Raw genomic sequence first — 18,622 nt, forward strand, 5'->3', positions numbered from 1 at the left:
CGCTCCGTTTACTGATGCGTCACAACGATAAGACGCAGGGCGTCCAGACGCCAGCCTGCCTGATTCAGGCTTTCCAGCACCTGCTGACGGTTGCTTTCAATTGCCGCCAGTTCGTCGTCGCGGATGTTCGGATTGACCGCTTTTAACGCTTCCAGACGGGACAGCTCGGCAGACAGTTTCTCGTCGGCTTCATTGCGCGCGGCGTCAATCAGGTCTCGGGCCGCTTTTTCAATCTGGATTTCGCCCTGCTGGAGAATGGCGTGCACGTCCTGCTGGACCGCGTTCACCAGCTTGCTGCCGGTATGGCGGTTCACCGCGCTCAGCTGGCGGTTGAAGCTTTCGAACTCCACCTGTCCTGCCAGGTTCGTACCGTTTTTATCCAGCAGCAAACGCACCGGCGTTGGCGGCAGGAAGCGGTTGAGCTGCAGCTGTTTCGGCGCTTGCGCTTCCACAACATAGATCAGCTCCAGCAGCAGCGTGCCTACGGGCAGCGCCTTGTTTTTCAACAGGGAGATGGTGCTGCTGCCGGTATCTCCGGAGAGGATCAGATCCAGCCCGTTGCGGATCAGCGGGTGTTCCCAGGTGATGAATTGAGCATCTTCGCGGGACAGCGCCACGTCACGCTCGAAGGTGATGGTACAGCCATCTTCCGGCAGGCCCGGGAAATCGGGCACCAGCATGTGGTCTGATGGGGTTAACACGATCAGGTTCTCGCCACGATCGTCCTGGTTAATCCCGACAATGTCGAACAGGTTCATGGAGAAGCCGATCAGGCTGGTGTCGTCATCTTGTTCTTCAATGCTCTCGGCAAGCGCCTGCGCTTTTTCGCCACCGTTGGAGTGGATCTCCAGCAGGCGGTCGCGCCCCTGTTCAAGCTGCGCCTTCAGCGCTTCATGTTTCTCGCGGCAGGATTTAATCAGATCGTCAAAACCGTCGGTATTTTCCGGCGCGGCCAGGTAACCGATCAGATCGCCATGCACCTGGTCATAAATGGTGCGGCCCGTTGGGCAGGTATGCTCAAACGCATCCAGACCTTCGTGGAACCAGCGCACCAGTACCGACTGAGCGGTTTTTTCCAGGTACGGCACGTGGATCTGAATATCGTGCGCCTGGCCGATACGATCCAGACGGCCGATACGCTGCTCCAGCAGATCCGGGTTGAACGGCAGATCGAACATCACCAGATTGCTGGCGAACTGGAAGTTACGCCCTTCAGAACCGATTTCGGAGCACAGCATCACCTGCGCGCCGCTGTCCTCTTCACTGAACCACGCCGCCGCGCGGTCGCGCTCGACGATGGACATGCCTTCGTGGAACACGGCGGCACGAATGCCTTCGCGCTCGCGCAGAACCTGTTCCAGCTGCAGCGCGGTGGCGGCTTTGGCGCAGATCACCAGCACTTTCTGGGAGCGGTGCGCGGTCAGGTAGCCCATCAGCCACTCCACGCGCGGGTCGAAGTTCCACCAGGTGCCGGTATCACCTTCAAATTCCTGATAAATCTGCTCCGGGTAGAGCATGTCACGCGCGCGCTCTTCCTGAGTTTTGCGCGCGCCCATAATGCCGGAGACTTTAATCGCCGTCTGATACTGCGTCGGCAGCGGGAGCTTGATGGTGTGCAGTTCGCGTTTCGGGAACCCTTTCACGCCGTTACGGGTGTTGCGGAACAGCACGCGGCTGGTGCCGTGACGGTCCATCAGCATGTCGATCAGCTCTTTACGCGCGGACCCCGCATTCTCGCTGTCGCTGTTCGCAGCCTGCAGCAGCGGTTCGATATCCTGCTCGCCAATCAGATCGCTCAGAGTGTTAAGTTCATCGTTTGAGAGACGTTTACCCGCCAGCAGCAGCGCGACGGCATCCGCAACCGGACGGTAGTTGTTCTGCTCTTCCACGAACTGAGCGAAGTCGTGGAAACGGTTTGGATCGAGCAGGCGCAGACGGGCGAAGTGACTTTCCAGACCGAGCTGCTCCGGCGTTGCGGTCAGCAGCAGGACGCCGGGCACGCGCTCGGCAAGCTGTTCAATCGCCATATATTCGCGGCTTGGGGCATCTTCGCTCCACACCAGGTGGTGCGCTTCGTCGACGACCATCAGGTCCCATTCGGCATCGCACAGATGCTCAAGACGCTGCTTGCTGCGGCGCACGAAATCCAGCGAGCAGATTACCAGCTGTTCGGTTTCAAACGGGTTGTCCGCGTCGTGCTGCGCTTCGGCATAGCGCTCGTCGTCGAACAGGGAGAAGCGCAGGTTAAAGCGGCGCAGCATCTCCACCAGCCACTGGTGCTGGAGGGTTTCCGGCACGACAATCAGCACGCGCTCGGCAGCGCCAGAGAGCAATTGCTGGTGCAGGATCATGCCCGCTTCGATGGTTTTACCCAGGCCCACTTCGTCAGCAAGCAGCACGCGGGGCGCATGGCGACGGCCCACGTCATGGGCGATATTCAGCTGGTGGGGGATCAGGCTGGTGCGCTGGCCGCGCAGGCCACTCCACGGCATGCGGTACTGTTCGCTCTGGAACTTACGCGCGCGGTAGCGCAGGGAGAAGCGATCCATACGGTCGATTTGCCCGGCAAACAGGCGGTCCTGCGGCTTGCTGAACACCAGTTTGCTGTCGAGCAGCACTTCACGCAGGATGACGTTCGTCTCGTCGGTATCAAGACGCGTTCCGATGTAGGCGAGCAGTCCATTCTCTTCTTTTACGTCTTCAACCTTTAGCTGCCAGCCTTCGTGGCTGGTCACGGTGTCGCCCGGATTGAACATTACGCGGGTCACAGGGGAGTCATTGCGGGCGTACAGGCGGTTTTCACCGGTAGCAGGGAAGAGGAGGGTAACCATGCGCGCATCGACGGCAACGACGGTTCCTAATCCAAGTTCGCTTTCTGTATCGCTGATCCAGCGTTGACCAAGTGTAAAAGGCATAGTTGTTCGGCTCTAATCTTTAATTGCAGGCAATAGTTCGACCCCCGTCAAAAAAGACGGTCATCGAAAAATGGGTCCGGGAATGGAAAGGGCGCTATGGTACTGGATGGCAGCCATTTCGTCACGCGTCAAAATAGGCCAAGTTGCCCTGTCACAAGTGTAGCAAAATCGTCGTCGATGAACGGTAAAATTCCCTCCGCAACCGGCTGAAGCTGGCGGGTCAGGTAGTGATCGTAATCGAGAGGCGACTGCTGGTAATCAACGGGCTCCGGCCCGTTCGTTGTCCAGACGTATTTTATCGTCCCCCGATTCTGATACTGCGGCGCGCGGCCCCGGCGTACATTCTCTTCGTCCGCCAGGCGCGCGGCGCGCACGTGGGGCGGGACGTTGCGCTGGTACTCCGCCAGCGGGCGGCGCAGGCGCTTGCGATATACCAGCTGGTCATCCAGCTCGCCGGCCATCAGGCTGGCGATGGTTTCGCGGATGTAGTCCTGATAGGGCTCGTTGCGGAAGATCCGCAGATAGAGCGTCTGCTGGAACTGCTGTGCCAGCGGCGTCCAGTCAGTGCGCACCGTCTCCAGGCCTTTAAAGACCATTCTCTGCTTTTCACCCTCCTGGATCAGCCCGGCGTAGCGCTTCTTGCTGCCCTGGTCGGTTCCGCGGATGGTGGGCATTAAAAAACGGGCAAAATGGGTTTCAAATTCCAGTTCTAATGCGCTGGTTAACCGCTCTTTTTGCAAATGTTCCTGCCACCAGTCGTTTACGAAGGCCACCAGTTCTTTGCCGATTCGTGAGGCGTCGTCTTCTGAATGTGCGCCCTTAAGCCACACAAAGGTTGAATCCGTGTCGCCGTAGATAACGTCATAGCCCCGGGATTCAATCAGCGCTTTGGTCTGACGCATGATGTCGTGTCCGCGCATGGTGATGGACGACGCCAGACGCGGATCGAAGAAGCGGCAGGCGCTGGTACCCAGCACGCCGTAGAAAGCGTTCATAATAATTTTCAGGGCCTGCGAGAGCGGCTTGTTGCCATGACGTTTCGCCTCGTCGCGGCCGTGCCAGATGTTCCCCACAATCTCCGGCAGACAGTGTTTTTCGCGCGAGAAGCGTGCCCCGAGAAAACCTTCGGTGCTGTGCGTATCGTCTGGCTGCGCCATCCCCTCCACCAGCCCCACCGGGTCAATAAGGAAAGTGCGGATAATTGACGGGTAGAGGCTTTTGTAGTCCAGCACCAGAACCGAATCATACAGTCCTGGGCGGGAGTCCATCACGTAGCCGCCGGGGCTGGCCTGCGGCGGTACGTCCCCGAGGTTGGGCGCAACATAGCCCGCACGGTGCATTCGTGGGAAATAGAGGTGGCTAAAGGCGGCTACCGAGCCGCCGTGCCTGTCAGCCGCGAGGCCATTTACCGTCGCGCGCTCCAGCAGGAACGGCATGATCTCGGTTTTGTGGAATATCTGCGTCACCAGCTCGCAGTCTTTCAGGTTATAGGTGGCGAGCGCCGGTTTGTCTTCGTTGAAGCGCCGGTCAATCTCGTCCATGCGGTCCCACGGATTGTCGATGGATTTGCCTTCACCGAGCAATTCCTGCGCTACCGCTTCCAGAGAGAAGGAGGAGAAATTCCAGAACGCGGATTTCAGCGCCTCGATGCCGTCGATAATCAGGCGGCCGTTGGCCTGCGCAAAGAACACGCCGTTCTTAAAGCCGTGCTCGCGCCACTCCAGCTCCATATTTCCGCGCCCGAGCATCAGTGGGATGCGATACCGCTCTGCGTGTTTTTGCAGTACGCGCAGGTCAAACTGCACCACGTTCCAGCCGATCAGCACGTCCGGGTCGTGCTCGGCAAACCACTGGTTAAGCTTCTCCAGCAGCTGCGGTCGGCTGTTGACGTACTCAAGCTGAAAATCGAGCGCGGACGCATCGCCGTTCGGCGGCCCGAGCATATAGACAACCCGCTGCCCGCAGCCTTCCAGGCCGATGCAGTATAGCTCGCCGTGACGGGTGGTTTCGATATCCAGGGAAACCCACTTTAGCGGGGGGCGATAATGCGGATTAGGCTTCAGGCGAGCGTTGATAAGGGTGCCGTTTTGCTCAGCGCCGTCAACCCAGACGGGGGCGGTAATAAACCGCTCCATCAGAAAGCGTTCCGGCGGACGAATGTCCGCTTCGTAGAGCGTCACGCCCGCTTCGCGTAGTAATTTTTCGTAGCGCATCAGTTGGCGATGGGCGCGGCAGTATAGGCCATACACCGGCTGACGATGGAAATCTTTTAGCTCAAGAGGAGTGAGGCGCCAGCCGTTCTCATCGCGCAGCAGTTGTTTTACCTTCTCGACGTAATGTTCAGGGATAAACGCCACGGATTCCTGAGGAGGAAGCGTAACGTGCAGCGGGCCGTTATCTGTCGCCAGCCAGAACGCAACCTCGGTGCCCTGAGGGGTATCCCGCCAGTGTCGGGTCAGTAAAAAGCCTTCTTGCGCCTGTGCCACGCCGCCATCCCATAAAACAAAACCAGGCCTGATTATAGCCTGGTTGAATGTTTTATGCTGGGGATATATACAGTTTATTGTCCGTAATAGGCCTTCGCGCCGTGCTTGCGCAGGTAGTGTTTATCCAGCAGGGTTTGCTGCATATCCGGCAACTGCGGTGCCAGCTGGCGGCAGAAGATCCCCATGTAGGCGATTTCCTCCAGCACTATCGCGTTATGCACCGCGTCTTGCGCGTTTTTACCCCAGGCAAACGGGCCGTGGGAATGCACCAGTACGCCGGGCATTTGCGCCGCGTCGATCCCCTGTTTTTCAAAGGTTTCGACGATCACGTTCCCGGTTTCCCATTCGTACTCACCGTTAATCTCCGCATCGGTCATCAGACGCGTGCAGGGAATGGTGCCGTAAAAGTAGTCCGCGTGGGTGGTGCCGGTGGCCGGAATGGACTGGCCCGCCTGCGCCCAGATGGTCGCGTGACGCGAATGGGTATGCACGATGCCGCCGATAGTCGGGAAGGACTGATACAGCAGACGGTGGGTGGGCGTATCGGACGACGGTTTTTTGTTACCTTCCACTACTTCACCCGTTTCGATGCTGACCACGACCATATCCTCTGCGGTCATCACCGTGTAATCCACGCCCGAAGGCTTGATCACGAATACCCCTTTTTCCCGGTCAACGGCGCTGACGTTGCCCCAGGTCAGGGTCACCAGGTTATGTTTTGGCAGCGCCAGGTTGGCTTCAAGTACCTGACGTTTGAGATCTTCTAACATCGTTGTCTCCCTGCCCGGCGAGCGCAGCGCCACCGGGCATTACGTACTTAGCGTTTTGAACCGTAATAGACTTCGTTCCAGCGCAGCGCGTCTTTAAAGGCTGGCAGACGGGTGTCGTTATCAATCACGGTCAGCTCGATATCGTGCAGCTCGGCAAACTGGCGCATATCGTTCAGGTCCAGCGCGTGGCTGAAGACGGTGTGGTGCGCGCCACCCGCCAGGATCCACGCCTCTGACGCGGTTGGCAGGTCCGGCTGCGCTTTCCACAGGGCATTGGCGACCGGCAGCTTCGGCAGAGAGTGCGGAGTTTCAACCGCATCGACACAGTTCACCAGCAGGCGGAAGCGGTCGCCGAGGTCGATCAGGCTGGCGTTGATGGCCGGACCGGTACGGGTGTTGAAGATCAGACGGGCCGGATCCGCTTTGCCGCCGATGCCGAGGTACTGCACGTCAAGGATCGGTTTCTCTTCAACCGCGATGGAGGGACACACTTCCAGCATGTGCGAACCGAGCACCAGATCGTTGCCGTTCTCGAAGTGGTAGGTGTAGTCCTCCATAAAGGAGGTGCCGCCCTGCAGACCGGTCGACATCACCTTCATGATGCGAAGCAGAGCGGCAGTTTTCCAGTCGCCTTCGCCCGCAAAGCCGTAGCCCTGCTGCATCAGACGTTGTACCGCCAGACCCGGGAGCTGTTTCAGGCCGTGGAGATCTTCAAAGGTGGTGGTAAAGGCATGGAAGCCGCCCTGTTCCAGAAAACGCTTCATGCCCAGCTCAATACGTGCGGCATCCAGCACGTTCTGACGCTTGTCGCCGTTAACTTGCGCCGCAGGCGTCAGGCGGTAGCTGCTTTCGTACTCGTCCACCAGCGCGCTCACGTCGCCGTCGCTGATGTCATTCACCACCTGCACCAGGTCGCCCACCGCCCAGGTATTCACGGAGAAGCCGAACTTGATCTGCGCCGCGACTTTATCGCCGTCGGTCACCGCCACTTCACGCATGTTGTCGCCGAAACGCACCACTTTCAGGTGGCGGGTATCCTGCTTAGAGACCGCCTGACGCATCCAGGAGCCGATACGCTGTTGCGCCTTGCCGTCCTGCCAGTGGCCGGTGACCACAGCGTGCTGCTGGCGCATGCGCGCACCGATGAAGCCGAACTCGCGGCCGCCGTGCGCGGTCTGGTTCAGGTTCATAAAGTCCATGTCGATGCTGTCCCACGGCAGGGAGGCATTGAACTGAGTGTGGAACTGCAGCAGCGGTTTGTTGAGGATTGCCAGGCCGTTGATCCACATTTTGGCCGGTGAGAAGGTGTGCAGCCACACGACCAGGCCGGCGCATTTGTCGTCGTAGTTGGCGTCACGGCAGATATTGGTGATTTCGTCCGGCGTCGTACCCAGCGGCTTCAGCACCAGTTTGCACGGCAGTTTGGCTTCCGCGTTAAGCGCGTTAACCACGTGCTCCGCGTGTTTCGTTACCTGCTGCAGCGCTTCCGGTCCGTACAGATGCTGGCTGCCAATCACAAACCACACTTCATAATTATTAAAAATGGTCATCATCGTGTCCTTAATGGGTCAGGGTTGCCGTAGTGTCCGCGGTGCTTTTGGCCGGGGCGGCGACAGGGAGATAGTGAAGCTCGGCGCTTTTTGCCCATTGCTGGTAGCGCTGATAAAGCTGTTCAAAGCGTTGTGCCTGCTGGACACGCGGCTGGAGCGTGTTTTCGACGGCGCTTGCCATGTGCTGCTGCGCGGTCGGGATATCCGCATGAACGCCTGCGGCCACGGCAGCGAAAATCGCGGCGCCCAGCGCGCAGCACTGATCGGAGGCCACAATCTGCAGCGGACGGTTCAGCACGTCGCAGCAGGCCTGCATAATCACCGGGTTTTTACGGGCGATACCGCCCAGCGCCATCACGTTGTTCACGTCGATGCCCTGTTCGGTGAAGCACTCCATAATGGCGCGCGCGCCGAACGCGGTGGCGGCAATAAGACCGCCGAACAGCGCCGGGGCATCGGTCGCCAGGTTGAGATCGGTAATCACCCCTTTCAGGCGCTGGTTGGCAAACGGCGTGCGGCGACCGTTAAACCAGTCCAGCACCACCGGCAGGTGGTCGAGAGACGGATTTTTTGCCCAGGCTTCGGTGAGCTGCGGCAGAAGCTGCTTTTTGCTCCCGGCTATCTGGGTTTTCAGTTCAGGGTGCGTTTCCGCCAGCCGATCCAGCGGCCAACCCAGCACGCGGCCAAACCAGGCGTAGATATCGCCAAATGCGGACTGACCGGCTTCGAGGCCGATAAAATCTGGCACCACGCTGCCGTCAACCTGGCCGCAGATCCCTTTCACCGCGCGGTCGCCGACGCTGGCTTTATCTGCCGTCAGAATGTCGCAGGTGGAGGTGCCAATCACTTTCACCAGCGTGTTAGGCTGCGCACCCGCGCCCACGGCGCCCATGTGGCAGTCGAACGCGCCGCCGGAAATGGTCACGTTTTGCGGCAGGCCGAGGCGCGTCGCCCACTCTTCGCAGAGCGTGCCGACCGGAATATCGGCGGTGAAGGTGTCGGTAAAGAGCGGGTATTTCAGATTTTTGTTGATGATCGGGTCAAGTTCATCGAAGAACGCTGCCGGAGGAAGACCGCCCCAACCTTCATGCCACAGGGATTTATGCCCGGCGCTGCAGCGGCCGCGGCGGATATCCTGCGGGCGAGTGGTGCCGGAGAGCAGGGCGGGAACCCAGTCGCACAGCTCAATCCAGGATGCCGCGGCCTGGGCGACCGAAGCGTCCGCGCGGGTAACGTGCAGGATTTTGGCCCAGAACCATTCGCTGGAGTAGATGCCGCCGATGTAGCGCGAGTAGTCGGTTTTGCCCGGCTGATGGCATAAGCGGGTGATGGCTTCCGCCTCTTCCACGGCGGTATGGTCTTTCCAAAGCACGAACATGGCGTTCGGGTTGTCGGCAAACTCCGGGCGCAGCGCCAGCACGCGGCCTTCAGCGTCCACCGGGGCTGGCGTTGAACCGGTGCTGTCGACGCCAATCCCCACGACGTCGGCCCGCTGGGCGTCAGTCAGTTCAGCCAGCACGGTTTTGATCGCCGCTTCCATCGATTCAATGTAATCGCGCGGGTGGTGACGGAACTGGTTGTTTGGCGCATCGCAGTAGCGCCCCTCTTGCCAGCGCGGATACCACTCAACGCTGGTTGCTATCTCCTGGCCAGTCGTACAGTCCACTGCCAGCGCGCGAACCGAGTCGCTGCCAAAATCGAGGCCAATTGCAATTGCCATGGTGTTGCTCCATCCGAAACAGGTATGGAAGAACATTAGAGACTGGGGATAAAAATCGTCAGGCAGGATCCGCTAATCTTATGGACTAAATTGCTGTTACGACGGAAAGTGTGACGCCGTGCAAATATTCAATGTGGACATTTCTGCCGCACTTATAGACACTTTTGTTACTGCTTCTCTGCCCGTGTCGGCAGAAAAATCAGGGGAAAAGGCTGAAATATGGCGGACGTAAAAGAGGCGTGATGCTTTTTGGATCTTTTCGCAGGCCATTTTTATACTGCTTTTAACGATATGGACAAATGGTTTCCTTCAGGACCCTTGGGAGAACTGAATCTATGGCCGAACCGCAAAACGATCCCCTGCTGCCGGGATACTCATTCAACGCCCATCTGGTGGCGGGGCTGACGCCAATTGAGGCCGAGGGGTATCTCGATTTTTACGTCGACCGGCCGCTCGGCATGAAAGGGTATATTCTGAACCTGACCGTACGCGGGGAAGGGGTGATAAAAAACGGCGATCGGCAGTTTGTTTGCCGCCCGGGCGATATGCTGCTGTTCCCGCCGGGGGAGATCCACCACTACGGGCGTCACCCGGACGCCAAAGAGTGGTATCACCAGTGGGTCTATTTCCGCCCGCGCGCCTACTGGCAGGAGTGGCTCTCATGGCCGGCTATTTTCGCGCAAACCGGTTTTTATCGTCCGGATGAGGCGCATCTGGCGCAGTTTCGTGAACTGTTCGCACAAATTATTGAGGCGGGGCAGGCGGGCGGGCGCTATGCCGAACTGCTGGCGATCAACCTGCTTGAGCAGGTGCTGCTGCGCCGCATGGAGGCGATCAACGAGTCGCTTAACCCGCCGCTGGATAACCGCGTCCGCGACGCCTGCCAGTACATCAGCGACCATCTGGCCGACAGCCAGTTTGATATCGCCAGCGTTGCCCAGCACGTCTGTCTTTCGCCGTCCCGCCTGTCACACTTGTTCCGCCAGCAGCTTGGCGTGAGCGTGCTCAGCTGGCGTGAGGATCAGCGCATCAGCCAGGCAAAGCTGTTGCTCAGCACCACCCGGATGCCTATCGCGACCGTCGGACGCAACGTGGGCTTTGAAGATCAGCTCTATTTCTCTCGCGTGTTTAAGAAGTGCACCGGCGCCAGTCCCAGTGAATTCCGCGCGGGATGTGAATAAACGGTAAACATTCAGGTGAACTTCAGGAGCATCCTGTAAACTATTCAGACAATTGATGCCTTGACGCGGTGCGGGGCGCTAAGCAGAATCGCTGATTCGTTTTCTGACCGGAATAGTTATGCAGGCATTGCTGGAACACTTTATTACCCAGTCCGTTATGTACTCGCTCATCGCTGTGGCGCTGGTGGCGTTTCTGGAATCGCTGGCGCTGGTTGGGCTGATCCTGCCCGGCACCGTGATGATGGCGGGGCTTGGGGCGCTTATAGGCAGCGGTGAGGTCAATTTCTGGCAGGCGTGGCTGGCCGGGATTATCGGCTGCCTGCTGGGGGACTGGATCTCCTTCTGGCTGGGCTGGCGCTTTAAGAAGCCGCTGCACCGCTGGTCGTTCATGAAAAAGAACAAAGCGCTGCTGGATAAAACCGAACATGCGCTGCACCAGCACAGCATGTTCACCATTCTGGTAGGCCGCTTTGTCGGGCCAACGCGTCCGCTGGTGCCGATGGTGGCGGGGATGCTGGATCTGCCCGTCGCAAAATTCGTGGTGCCGAACATTATCGGCTGCGTATTCTGGCCGCCGTTTTACTTCCTGCCGGGGATCCTCGCGGGTGCGGCCATTGATATCCCTGACGGTATGCAAAGCGGTGAGTTCAAGTGGCTGCTGCTGGGAACGGCGGTGCTGCTGTGGCTGGCGGTCTGGCTCTGCTGGCGGCTATGGCGCAGCGCGAAAGCCAGCGTCGATCGCCTGACGCACTATCTCCCGCGCACGCGCCTGCTCTGGCTGGCCCCGCTGACGCTGGGCGTGGCGGTGGTGGCGCTGGTTGCGCTGATTCGTCACCCGCTGATGCCGGTGTACGGCGAGATCCTGTTGAAGGTGGTGAGCCGTTAAGGTGTTTTCCCTCTCCCCGTGGGAGAGGGCCAGGGTGAGGGCGTCAGACCGCACGAATGCCCAACAATGAAGACGCCCCCGTGTTACCACTCAGAAGTTCTTCTGTTTCTCCATCCCACAAAATCCGTCCCTCCGCGATCACTACCGATCGCGGTGCAATGCGTGCGGCATCTTCAATGCTGTGCGAAACCATCAGCATCGTGATCTGCTGGCGCTGGCAAACCTCTTCCACCAGCGAGAGCATCTCCTGGCGCAGGGCCGGGTCGAGTGCCGAAAAGGGTTCGTCGAGCAGCAGCAGCGGCTGCTCGCGCACCAGACAACGTGCCAGCGCCACGCGCTGACGCTGGCCGCCGGAAAGCTCACCGGGCAGTCTTGAAATCAACGCGGACAGGCCCATTTGTTCGGCAATCACCTCCAGCTTCTGACGCTGCGCAGCATTGAGTTTTAACCCCGGATCGATTCCCAGCGCGATGTTCTGCCACACCGTAAGGTGATTAAACAGATTGTTTTCCTGAAACAGCATCGACACCGGGCGCTTAGCCGGCGGAGCGTAGGTATACTCGCCATTATCAATGACTATCGACCCGCTGACAGGCTGCAAAAAACCGGCAATCAAATTGAGCAGGGTACTTTTACCGGCCCCGCTTGGGCCAAGCACCGCAATTCGCTCTCCCTGACGAACGGAGAGGGTAAAACGCATCGGCAGATGCTGGTAAAGCCAGGTTACATCAGTCAGTTTTAACATCACGCCCCGGGAGTTGTTCGATAACGGTAAATAACGCAAAGCACAGCACCAGCAGTAAAAGTGCCGTGACCGCGCCGTCCTGGCTGCGATAGGAGCCAATTTGCTGATAAAGCCAGAAAGGCAGCGTGCGGAAATCCTCGTTGCCAAAGAGGGCCACCACGCCAAAATCCCCAATCGACAGCACGCAGGCGAAGGCCATCGCCTGGGCGAGCGGCCGCTTCAGGGCGCGTAGTTCGACCACTTTCAGCCGCCGCCAGCCCATAATGCCAAGGGACTGGCACAGGGCGCTGTACCGGCTGTTAACATCCCGCATCGGGTTTTCCAGCACCTTCAGCGCGTACGGTATGGCCATTAAGGCGTTGGTAAAAATGACGATGCCGTCGGCGCTTTCCGGCAGGCCGATGGTGCTGTTAAACAGTAAAAAGAAGCCGGTCGCCAGCACAATGCCCGGCATCGCCAGGATCAGCATGCCCGTCAGTTCCAGCGCGTGTCCGGCTTTACGGGCATGTCGCGCGTACAGCTCGCGGCTGCTCCAGAGCAGCATCATGGTGAGCGTCACGCACACTAGCCCGGCTGCCAGCGCGATACGCAATGAGGTCCATGTGGCTTGCCACAGGACCGGCTGTTGAAGTACCGATACCACATTCCGGTTGAGGCCATCGGCGATCACGGCCAGCAGCGGCGGCAGCAGAAGCAGGAGCGCCAGCGCAATCAGCATCACGTCCGAGATGCGGCTGTGCAGGCTGTCCTGCGGATCGCGCCAGCCAGAAAGATTATTGCTTCCTGCGGGGATCGCTTTGCTCAGCCGCTGGCTGAGTAACACCAGCGCCAGGCAGCACACCATTTGTACGATCGCCAGCAACGCGGCGCGGCCCGGATCGTAGTCGTAACTTAATGCCTGATAGATCGCCAGCTCAATGGTGGTGGCCTGCGGGCCGCCGCCGAGAGAAAGCACGGTCGCAAAGCTGGCGAAACAGAGCATAAAGATCAGCGCGGCCACCGGGGCAATCTGGCGTCGCAGCCACGGCCATTCGACAAAGCGGAAGAATGACCATCCGCGCATGCCGAGCTGGGCCGCAATTTGGCGCTGCTCGCCGGGTATGTTCTCCAGCGCCTGCAAAAAGAGGCGCGTCGCCATCGGCATATTGAAGAAAATGTGTGCCAGCAGGATGCCCTTCAGCCCGTAGGGAGAGAAGGTCCATTCCAGGCCTAAAGACGCGAAGAGGGAGGCCAGCCAGCCCTGGCGACCGTATACGCTCAGGATGCCAAAGACGGCCACCAGCACGGGCAGGATCAGCGTCATGGCGCACAGGCGCAGCAGGGCTAGCCTGCCGGGGAAACGTCTGCGATAGAGGGCGCGCGCAAGGAAAATGGCCGGGATGACTGACAGCAGCGCGGAAAGAAACGCCTGCAAGAAGGAGAAACGGATAACGTGCCAGAGATAGCTATCGTGCCAGAGCGCGAGCAGATCGCTCTCTGGCGCGTTAAACCACAGCGCCAGAAACGCTCCCAGACTGACGACCACCATCAGTATGGCGGCAATCAGTCCGGGAACTAACCAGCCGGGGATCAGCGGCTGACGGCGCGTTGCCATTCGCTTATCCATGCGGCACGCTGAGCGGCAACCTGCTGCGGCGTAAATTCCAGCGCGGTCTGCGGTTTGTTCAGCTGCTCAAAGCCTGCTGGCAGCGTCGCGTCGGTAACCGGGTACATCCAGTTGCCCGTCGGAATGGCGTTCTGGAATGCCGGGGAGACCATAAATTTCAGGAACTTCTCGGCCAGTTCCGGCTGTTTGCTGGCGGCGGTGCGGGCAGCCACTTCAACCTGCAGGTAGTGACCTTCAGAGAAATTCGCAGCCGCGTAGTTATCTTTCTTCTCGGCAATAATATGATAGGCCGGAGAGGTGGTGTAGCTCAGCACCAGATCGCTTTCGCCTTTCAGGAACAGGCCGTAGGCTTCGCTCCAGCCTTTAGTGACCGTAACGGTTTTCGCAGCCAGCTTTTGCCACGCCTCCGGCGTTTTGTCTCCGTAGACTTTCTGCATCCACATCAGCAGACCCAGGCCCGGCGTGCTGGTCCGCGGATCTTCATAAATCACGCGCCACTTCTGGTCGCTTTCCACCAACTCTTTCAGGCTCTTCGGCGGGTTTTTCAGCTTGTTTTTATCGTAGACGAAAGCAAAGTAGCCGTAGTCGAACGGCACAAAGGTGTCGTTTTTCCAGCCGCCCGGCACGTTAACGGCCTCTGCCGCGACACCGCTTTTAGCAAAGAGTTTGGTTTGCGAGGCGGCCTCCAGCAGGTTGTTATCCAGTCCGAGCACCACGTCGGCCTTGCTGTTTTTCCCTTCCATGCGCAGGCGGTTGAGCAGCGAAACGCCATCTTCCAGCGCCACGAACTTCAGCTCGCAGTTGCAGTCCGCTTCAAAGGCTTTTTTGACGACCGGGCCAGGGCCCCAGTCGGCGGAGAAGGAGTCGTAGGTGTAGACCGTCAGAACAGGCTTAGCAAAAACAGGCAGCGCAACCAGCGCCAGCAGAGGAAGAACGTTTTTTAACACTTTGCACCTCAGGGTTGAGTGGCAAAGGATTTTGAGAAACAGCCTCAAATCCCTTCGCCGGCGTTATCCGGATCAGGTTCGACGGGTATTATCTCAGCGCACATCTGTGATGCAGCACCCCGTTGAGAACGGCGCTATTGTAATGATTTGGTGAATATTACGAAAGCGTTATGGCTCCGGCGGCGCAAACCAGGCGGATTTAAAATCAAACCAGCCCAGGGTGTTCATCCGCAGGCCGCGCATGCTGCGCTGCCCCTGGATCAGCAGCCAGTGGTGGATCAACGGTACGATCGTCTGCCCGGCCAGCAGCTCCTGGCACCACGCGGCCAGATCCATCTCTCCTGCCCGCCACTTCGCGGCGTCCTGCTGCCAGTCCCGGCTGATGCAGTGCTGAATGAGGGGCACTTCATACAGGTGCGAAAAGAGCGAGAAATCCAGCGGCAGCGTGAAGTTCGCGCTGTTGAGCCAGATATCGCTGACGACATCCCCCCGGTGCCATTCATCATAATCGACTTCCTGTATCGCCAGCGTCACGCCTTCGGCCGCGAGCAGCTTGCTCATGATCCTCGCGATAAACCGGTGCTCAATGTGATCGCGATAGTAGCTGAGGGTGATGGTCTCCAGCCCGGCAGGTTTCTCGCTGCGGACCGGCTGTGCATGGTGCCAGCGCGGAAGCAGGCCATAGGCCGGAAACCACCAGGTCTGGTATTGCTCTTCAGCGTGATAAATCAGGTTAGCCGGGGCCAGAATATGGCTGATCCACTTGCGGACATCGTGGTTTGCTCCGCGGTGGCTGCGGCTGTCAAAAAGAAGATAGTAGCAGCCCTCCTCCAGGCGACTCTCGAACGCCTTTTCGCTGGTTGTGGGCCCCTCCAGGGTGAGGCCTGCGCTCAGCTCTTCGTTGAGATCCGGTAACACCCAGACGTTCACTTCGTCGATCAGCGCCCGATAGCCAAAATAGTCATCAAAGGCGCGGATCTTCAGCTGATTGCTGTTATTGCGCGTAACGGAGTAGGGGCCTGTACCGATCGGCTGGCTGGAAAAATTGTTCAGGGATCGCCACTCGGCAGGCAGGATCATCGAGGGCACGTAGCCCAGAAGCCACGGCAGCCAGTTGTCTGGCTGGGACAGCTCAATATCCAGCGTCCAGGCCGTTGGGGAGTGGATCCGCGTGATATGCGAATAGAGCGGCAGCGTGCGGGCGCGCTCTAAAGAGGCGATAACGTCACGCATCTCCAGCTCGCGGCCATGGTGGAAGTGAATGCCCGGGCGTAAAAAGAAACGCCAGTGCAGGGGGGAAAGCTGCTGCCAGTGGTGGGCGATATCCGCTTCCAGTTCCCCGTTTTCCTCATTTATTTTCGTCAGACCGCTGAATATCTGCCGGGCCATGTGGGTTTCAGAACGTCGCAATGCCGTGCCGGGCAACAGGTTTTTCATCGGACGATAGTAGAGCACCCGCAGAATGTGGCGTCCCTGACGAAAGCTGCGTCCCAGGTGTGAGACCAGCATCTGGCGCACGGCGGCTTTGTCGCCCACCAGCTGGACCAGCTGATCGATGCGGTCCTGCTCCAGCAGATCCTCCGCCCGCTGCTGCTGCAACGCCAGGCCGGTATACAGGAAGGTCAAGCGTGAGCGCTTGCCGCGTCCCGCCTCGGCCTCCCAGCTTAGCCAGCCCTGCTGCTGCATAGTGTTGAGTAACGTGCGCATATGGCGGCGAGAGCAGTTGAGGAGTTCTGCCAGCTCGTTAAGCGTGGTCTCCTGCGATTGACCCTCGCAGCACTGCCACAGACGAATGAATTGTTGTTGCAGTCGACCGGATGGCATAAAAGAGGAACTCCTGACAAAAAATCAGCAATTTATTAATCCCTATATTAAGCCAATAATGCTTCCCGATGAAGTGAGGAGGTAAATTATGAAGAGGTCTACCGCACGTCAGTTTTATCAGCAGTACTTTTCAGCGACAAAGGGAGTGTCCTGGCTGGCCCGCCAGTGTGCAGAGCAACGGCTGAGAATCCTGGAAGATCTGATGCAGTGGGACGTTATGAAACCGACCTCTTCTCGCTAACTCGCCTCGATCATGTGTGACTGAGTATTGGTGTTTATCACCCGCCAGCAAAATGTTTTTGCTGGCTTTTTTCGTTTATTCTTTCACCCAATTTCGATTCGCTTTCACAAGGACTTGCGCATGCTGTGGTTGATGACGATGGGGCGCCGCCTGAATGGCGTGTACGCTGCTTTTATGCTGGTGGCCTTCATGATGGGCGTGGCCGGTGCGCTACAGGCACCGACGCTGAGCCTGTTTCTCAGCCGCGAGGTGGGGGCGCAGCCGTTTTGGGTGGGCCTGTTTTATACCGTTAACGCAATTGCCGGGATCCTCGTTAGCCTGGGGCTGGCGAAACGATCCGACAGCCAGGGCGATCGCCGCAGGCTGATCCTCTTTTGCTGCGCCATGGCCGTGGGCAACGCGCTGCTTTTTGCCTTTAACCGTCATTACCTGACGCTCATCACCTGCGGCGTGCTGCTGGCCTCTCTGGCGAACACCGCCATGCCGCAGCTGTTCGCGCTGGCCCGTGAATACGCCGACAGCTCGGCGCGAGAGGTGGTGATGTTCAGCTCGGTGATGCGCGCACAGCTCTCGCTGGCGTGGGTCATCGGCCCGCCGCTGGCCTTCATGCTGGCGCTGAACTATGGCTTTACGGTCATGTTTTCTATCGCGGCAGGCATTTTTATTATCAGTCTGGCTCTGATTGCCTTTGCGCTGCCGTCTGTCGCCCGGGTTGAGCAGACGACGGATAAGCCCATCACTCAGGTGAGCGGCTGGCAGGATAAAAACGTGCGGATGCTGTTTATCGCCTCCACGCTGATGTGGACCTGCAACACCATGTACATTATTGATATGCCGCTGTGGATCAGCAGCGATCTAGGCCTACCGGACAAGCTTGCGGGGATCTTAATGGGGACCGCCGCCGGGCTGGAAATTCCGGCGATGATTCTGGCGGGGTATTACGTTAAGCGCTTCGGAAAGCGTCGGATGATGATCGTTGCCGTGGCGGCTGGGGTGCTGTTCTACGCGGGGCTGCTCCTTTTCCATTCGCGTGAAGCGTTGCTGGCGCTGCAGCTGTTTAATGCCGTGTTTATTGGCATCGTTGCCGGGATCGGCATGCTCTGGTTCCAGGATCTCATGCCCGGCCGCGCCGGCTCTGCGACAACGCTTTTTACCAACAGTATTTCGACGGGCGTTATTTTGGCGGGAGTGATTCAGGGCGCGCTGGCGCAAAGTTATGGTCATGCCTCGGTTTACTGGATGATTGCGGCGATTTCGGTGGTAACGCTTGGGCTGACCTGCCGGGTCAAGGATGTTTGATTCTGGAAGGCGGCTTCACGAAATGAAACGATTTTCTGACAGATACAGAGAAGGCGCATAGAGTGCGTGACGGGTGCTTGAGGCTGTTTGCCTCAGGCTTTCGCAAGAGGCAAACAGTGGAGAGTCCCACATCAAAAAACTGATGGGGAGACCAACTTCACAACCAACATTGCGAGGTTAGTCTCTTCATTGCCGAAAAGCAATAAGGAGGCTGGAATGCCAAAACGTACTCTGCTGTTAGGTTTGTTTCTGATCTGTACGACGCTATTGATCTTCACCTGGATGGTGCGTGATTCGCTGTGTGAGTTGCACTTCAGACAGGAGAAAACAGAGCTGGCGGCAGTGTTGGCTTACGAAGCGAAACGTTAGCGGTATTGGCGGGGGAAGTGTCCCCGCCTCTCCAGAGTGGTTGAGCCTCAATGCACCCTTATCAATGGCCCGCGCCCTGCGGG

The 18,622-nt window shown here is 58.6% G+C and carries 14 protein-coding genes and 1 riboswitch; of the genes, 5 read left to right on the plus strand and 9 right to left on the minus strand.

Annotation, left to right across the window (positions count from 1 at the left end; genetic code table 11):
- Nucleotides 1-8 precede the first annotated feature (8 nt).
- From rapA to araB, 5 genes are all read right to left on the minus strand, one after another.
- Nucleotides 9-2,915, minus strand: a complete 2,907-nt coding sequence (gene rapA / locus APT89_RS19090) for an RNA polymerase-associated protein RapA (RefSeq protein ID WP_045631141.1) — start codon at nt 2,913-2,915, stop codon at nt 9-11.
- A gap of 128 nt (nt 2,916-3,043) precedes the next feature.
- Entirely contained in the window at nt 3,044-5,401 is a 2,358-nt protein-coding gene (gene polB, locus APT89_RS19095) for a DNA polymerase II (protein ID WP_060573305.1), read from the minus strand.
- Nucleotides 5,402-5,475: 74 nt separating this feature from the next.
- Entirely contained in the window at nt 5,476-6,171 is a 696-nt protein-coding gene (araD, locus tag APT89_RS19100; protein WP_028015487.1) for an L-ribulose-5-phosphate 4-epimerase, read from the minus strand.
- Between the two features lie 47 nt (nt 6,172-6,218).
- Nucleotides 6,219-7,721, minus strand: a complete 1,503-nt coding sequence (araA, locus tag APT89_RS19105) for an L-arabinose isomerase (protein ID WP_028015488.1) — start codon at nt 7,719-7,721, stop codon at nt 6,219-6,221.
- A gap of 10 nt (nt 7,722-7,731) precedes the next feature.
- Nucleotides 7,732-9,441, minus strand: coding sequence for a ribulokinase (gene araB, locus APT89_RS19110; RefSeq protein ID WP_060573307.1), 1,710 nt, complete (start codon nt 9,439-9,441; stop codon nt 7,732-7,734).
- A 335-nt stretch (nt 9,442-9,776) separates the two neighbouring features.
- Here araB and araC point away from each other — a divergent pair, with 335 nt between their 5' ends.
- Together araC and APT89_RS19120 are read left to right on the plus strand one after the other, a co-directional pair.
- Entirely contained in the window at nt 9,777-10,622 is an 846-nt protein-coding gene (araC, locus tag APT89_RS19115) for an arabinose operon transcriptional regulator AraC (protein ID WP_028015490.1), read from the plus strand.
- A gap of 118 nt (nt 10,623-10,740) precedes the next feature.
- Nucleotides 10,741-11,508: a DedA family protein gene (locus APT89_RS19120; protein WP_060573309.1), complete on the plus strand. Its 768-nt coding sequence runs from the start codon at nt 10,741-10,743 to the stop codon at nt 11,506-11,508.
- A 43-nt stretch (nt 11,509-11,551) separates the two neighbouring features.
- Here the strand turns inward: APT89_RS19120 and thiQ are convergent, their stop codons facing one another.
- The 4 genes from thiQ to sgrR all read right to left on the minus strand — a co-directional run bounded on the left by thiQ (nt 11,552) and on the right by sgrR (nt 16,630).
- On the minus strand, nt 11,552-12,253 hold the full coding sequence (gene thiQ, locus APT89_RS19125; protein ID WP_041911253.1) for a thiamine ABC transporter ATP-binding protein ThiQ: 702 nt from the start codon (nt 12,251-12,253) through the stop codon (nt 11,552-11,554).
- The gene (gene thiP / locus APT89_RS19130; RefSeq protein WP_060573311.1) at nt 12,237-13,847 is read right to left on the minus strand and encodes a thiamine/thiamine pyrophosphate ABC transporter permease ThiP; all 1,611 of its coding nucleotides are present in this window, start codon (nt 13,845-13,847) and stop codon (nt 12,237-12,239) included. The genes thiQ and thiP overlap by 17 nt, the downstream gene beginning before the upstream one ends.
- Nucleotides 13,823-14,806: a thiamine ABC transporter substrate binding subunit gene (gene thiB, locus APT89_RS19135; RefSeq protein ID WP_041911251.1), complete on the minus strand. Its 984-nt coding sequence runs from the start codon at nt 14,804-14,806 to the stop codon at nt 13,823-13,825. Before thiB ends, thiP begins: the two co-directional genes overlap by 25 nt.
- A 31-nt stretch (nt 14,807-14,837) precedes the next feature.
- Nucleotides 14,838-14,938, minus strand: a riboswitch (TPP riboswitch).
- A gap of 36 nt (nt 14,939-14,974) precedes the next feature.
- Nucleotides 14,975-16,630, minus strand: coding sequence for an HTH-type transcriptional regulator SgrR (gene sgrR / locus APT89_RS19140; RefSeq protein ID WP_048957875.1), 1,656 nt, complete (start codon nt 16,628-16,630; stop codon nt 14,975-14,977).
- 88 nt (nt 16,631-16,718) lie between these two features.
- Between sgrR and sgrT the strand changes: the two genes are divergently transcribed.
- From sgrT to APT89_RS19155, 3 genes are all read left to right on the plus strand, one after another.
- Entirely contained in the window at nt 16,719-16,871 is a 153-nt protein-coding gene (gene sgrT, locus APT89_RS19145; RefSeq protein WP_060573313.1) for a glucose uptake inhibitor SgrT, read from the plus strand.
- Between the two features lie 120 nt (nt 16,872-16,991).
- Nucleotides 16,992-18,170 carry a sugar efflux transporter gene (locus APT89_RS19150; protein WP_028015496.1) on the plus strand — a complete coding sequence of 393 codons (1,179 nt, stop codon included), beginning with the start codon at nt 16,992-16,994 and terminating at the stop codon, nt 18,168-18,170.
- Nucleotides 18,171-18,386: 216 nt separating this feature from the next.
- The gene (locus APT89_RS19155; RefSeq protein ID WP_010427008.1) at nt 18,387-18,539 is read left to right on the plus strand and encodes a Hok/Gef family protein; all 153 of its coding nucleotides are present in this window, start codon (nt 18,387-18,389) and stop codon (nt 18,537-18,539) included.
- Nucleotides 18,540-18,622: the final 83 nt, after the last annotated feature.

The sequence above is a fragment of the Enterobacter sp. 50588862 genome, from assembly GCF_001462935.1.
Classification (GTDB): domain Bacteria; phylum Pseudomonadota; class Gammaproteobacteria; order Enterobacterales; family Enterobacteriaceae; genus Enterobacter; species Enterobacter bugandensis.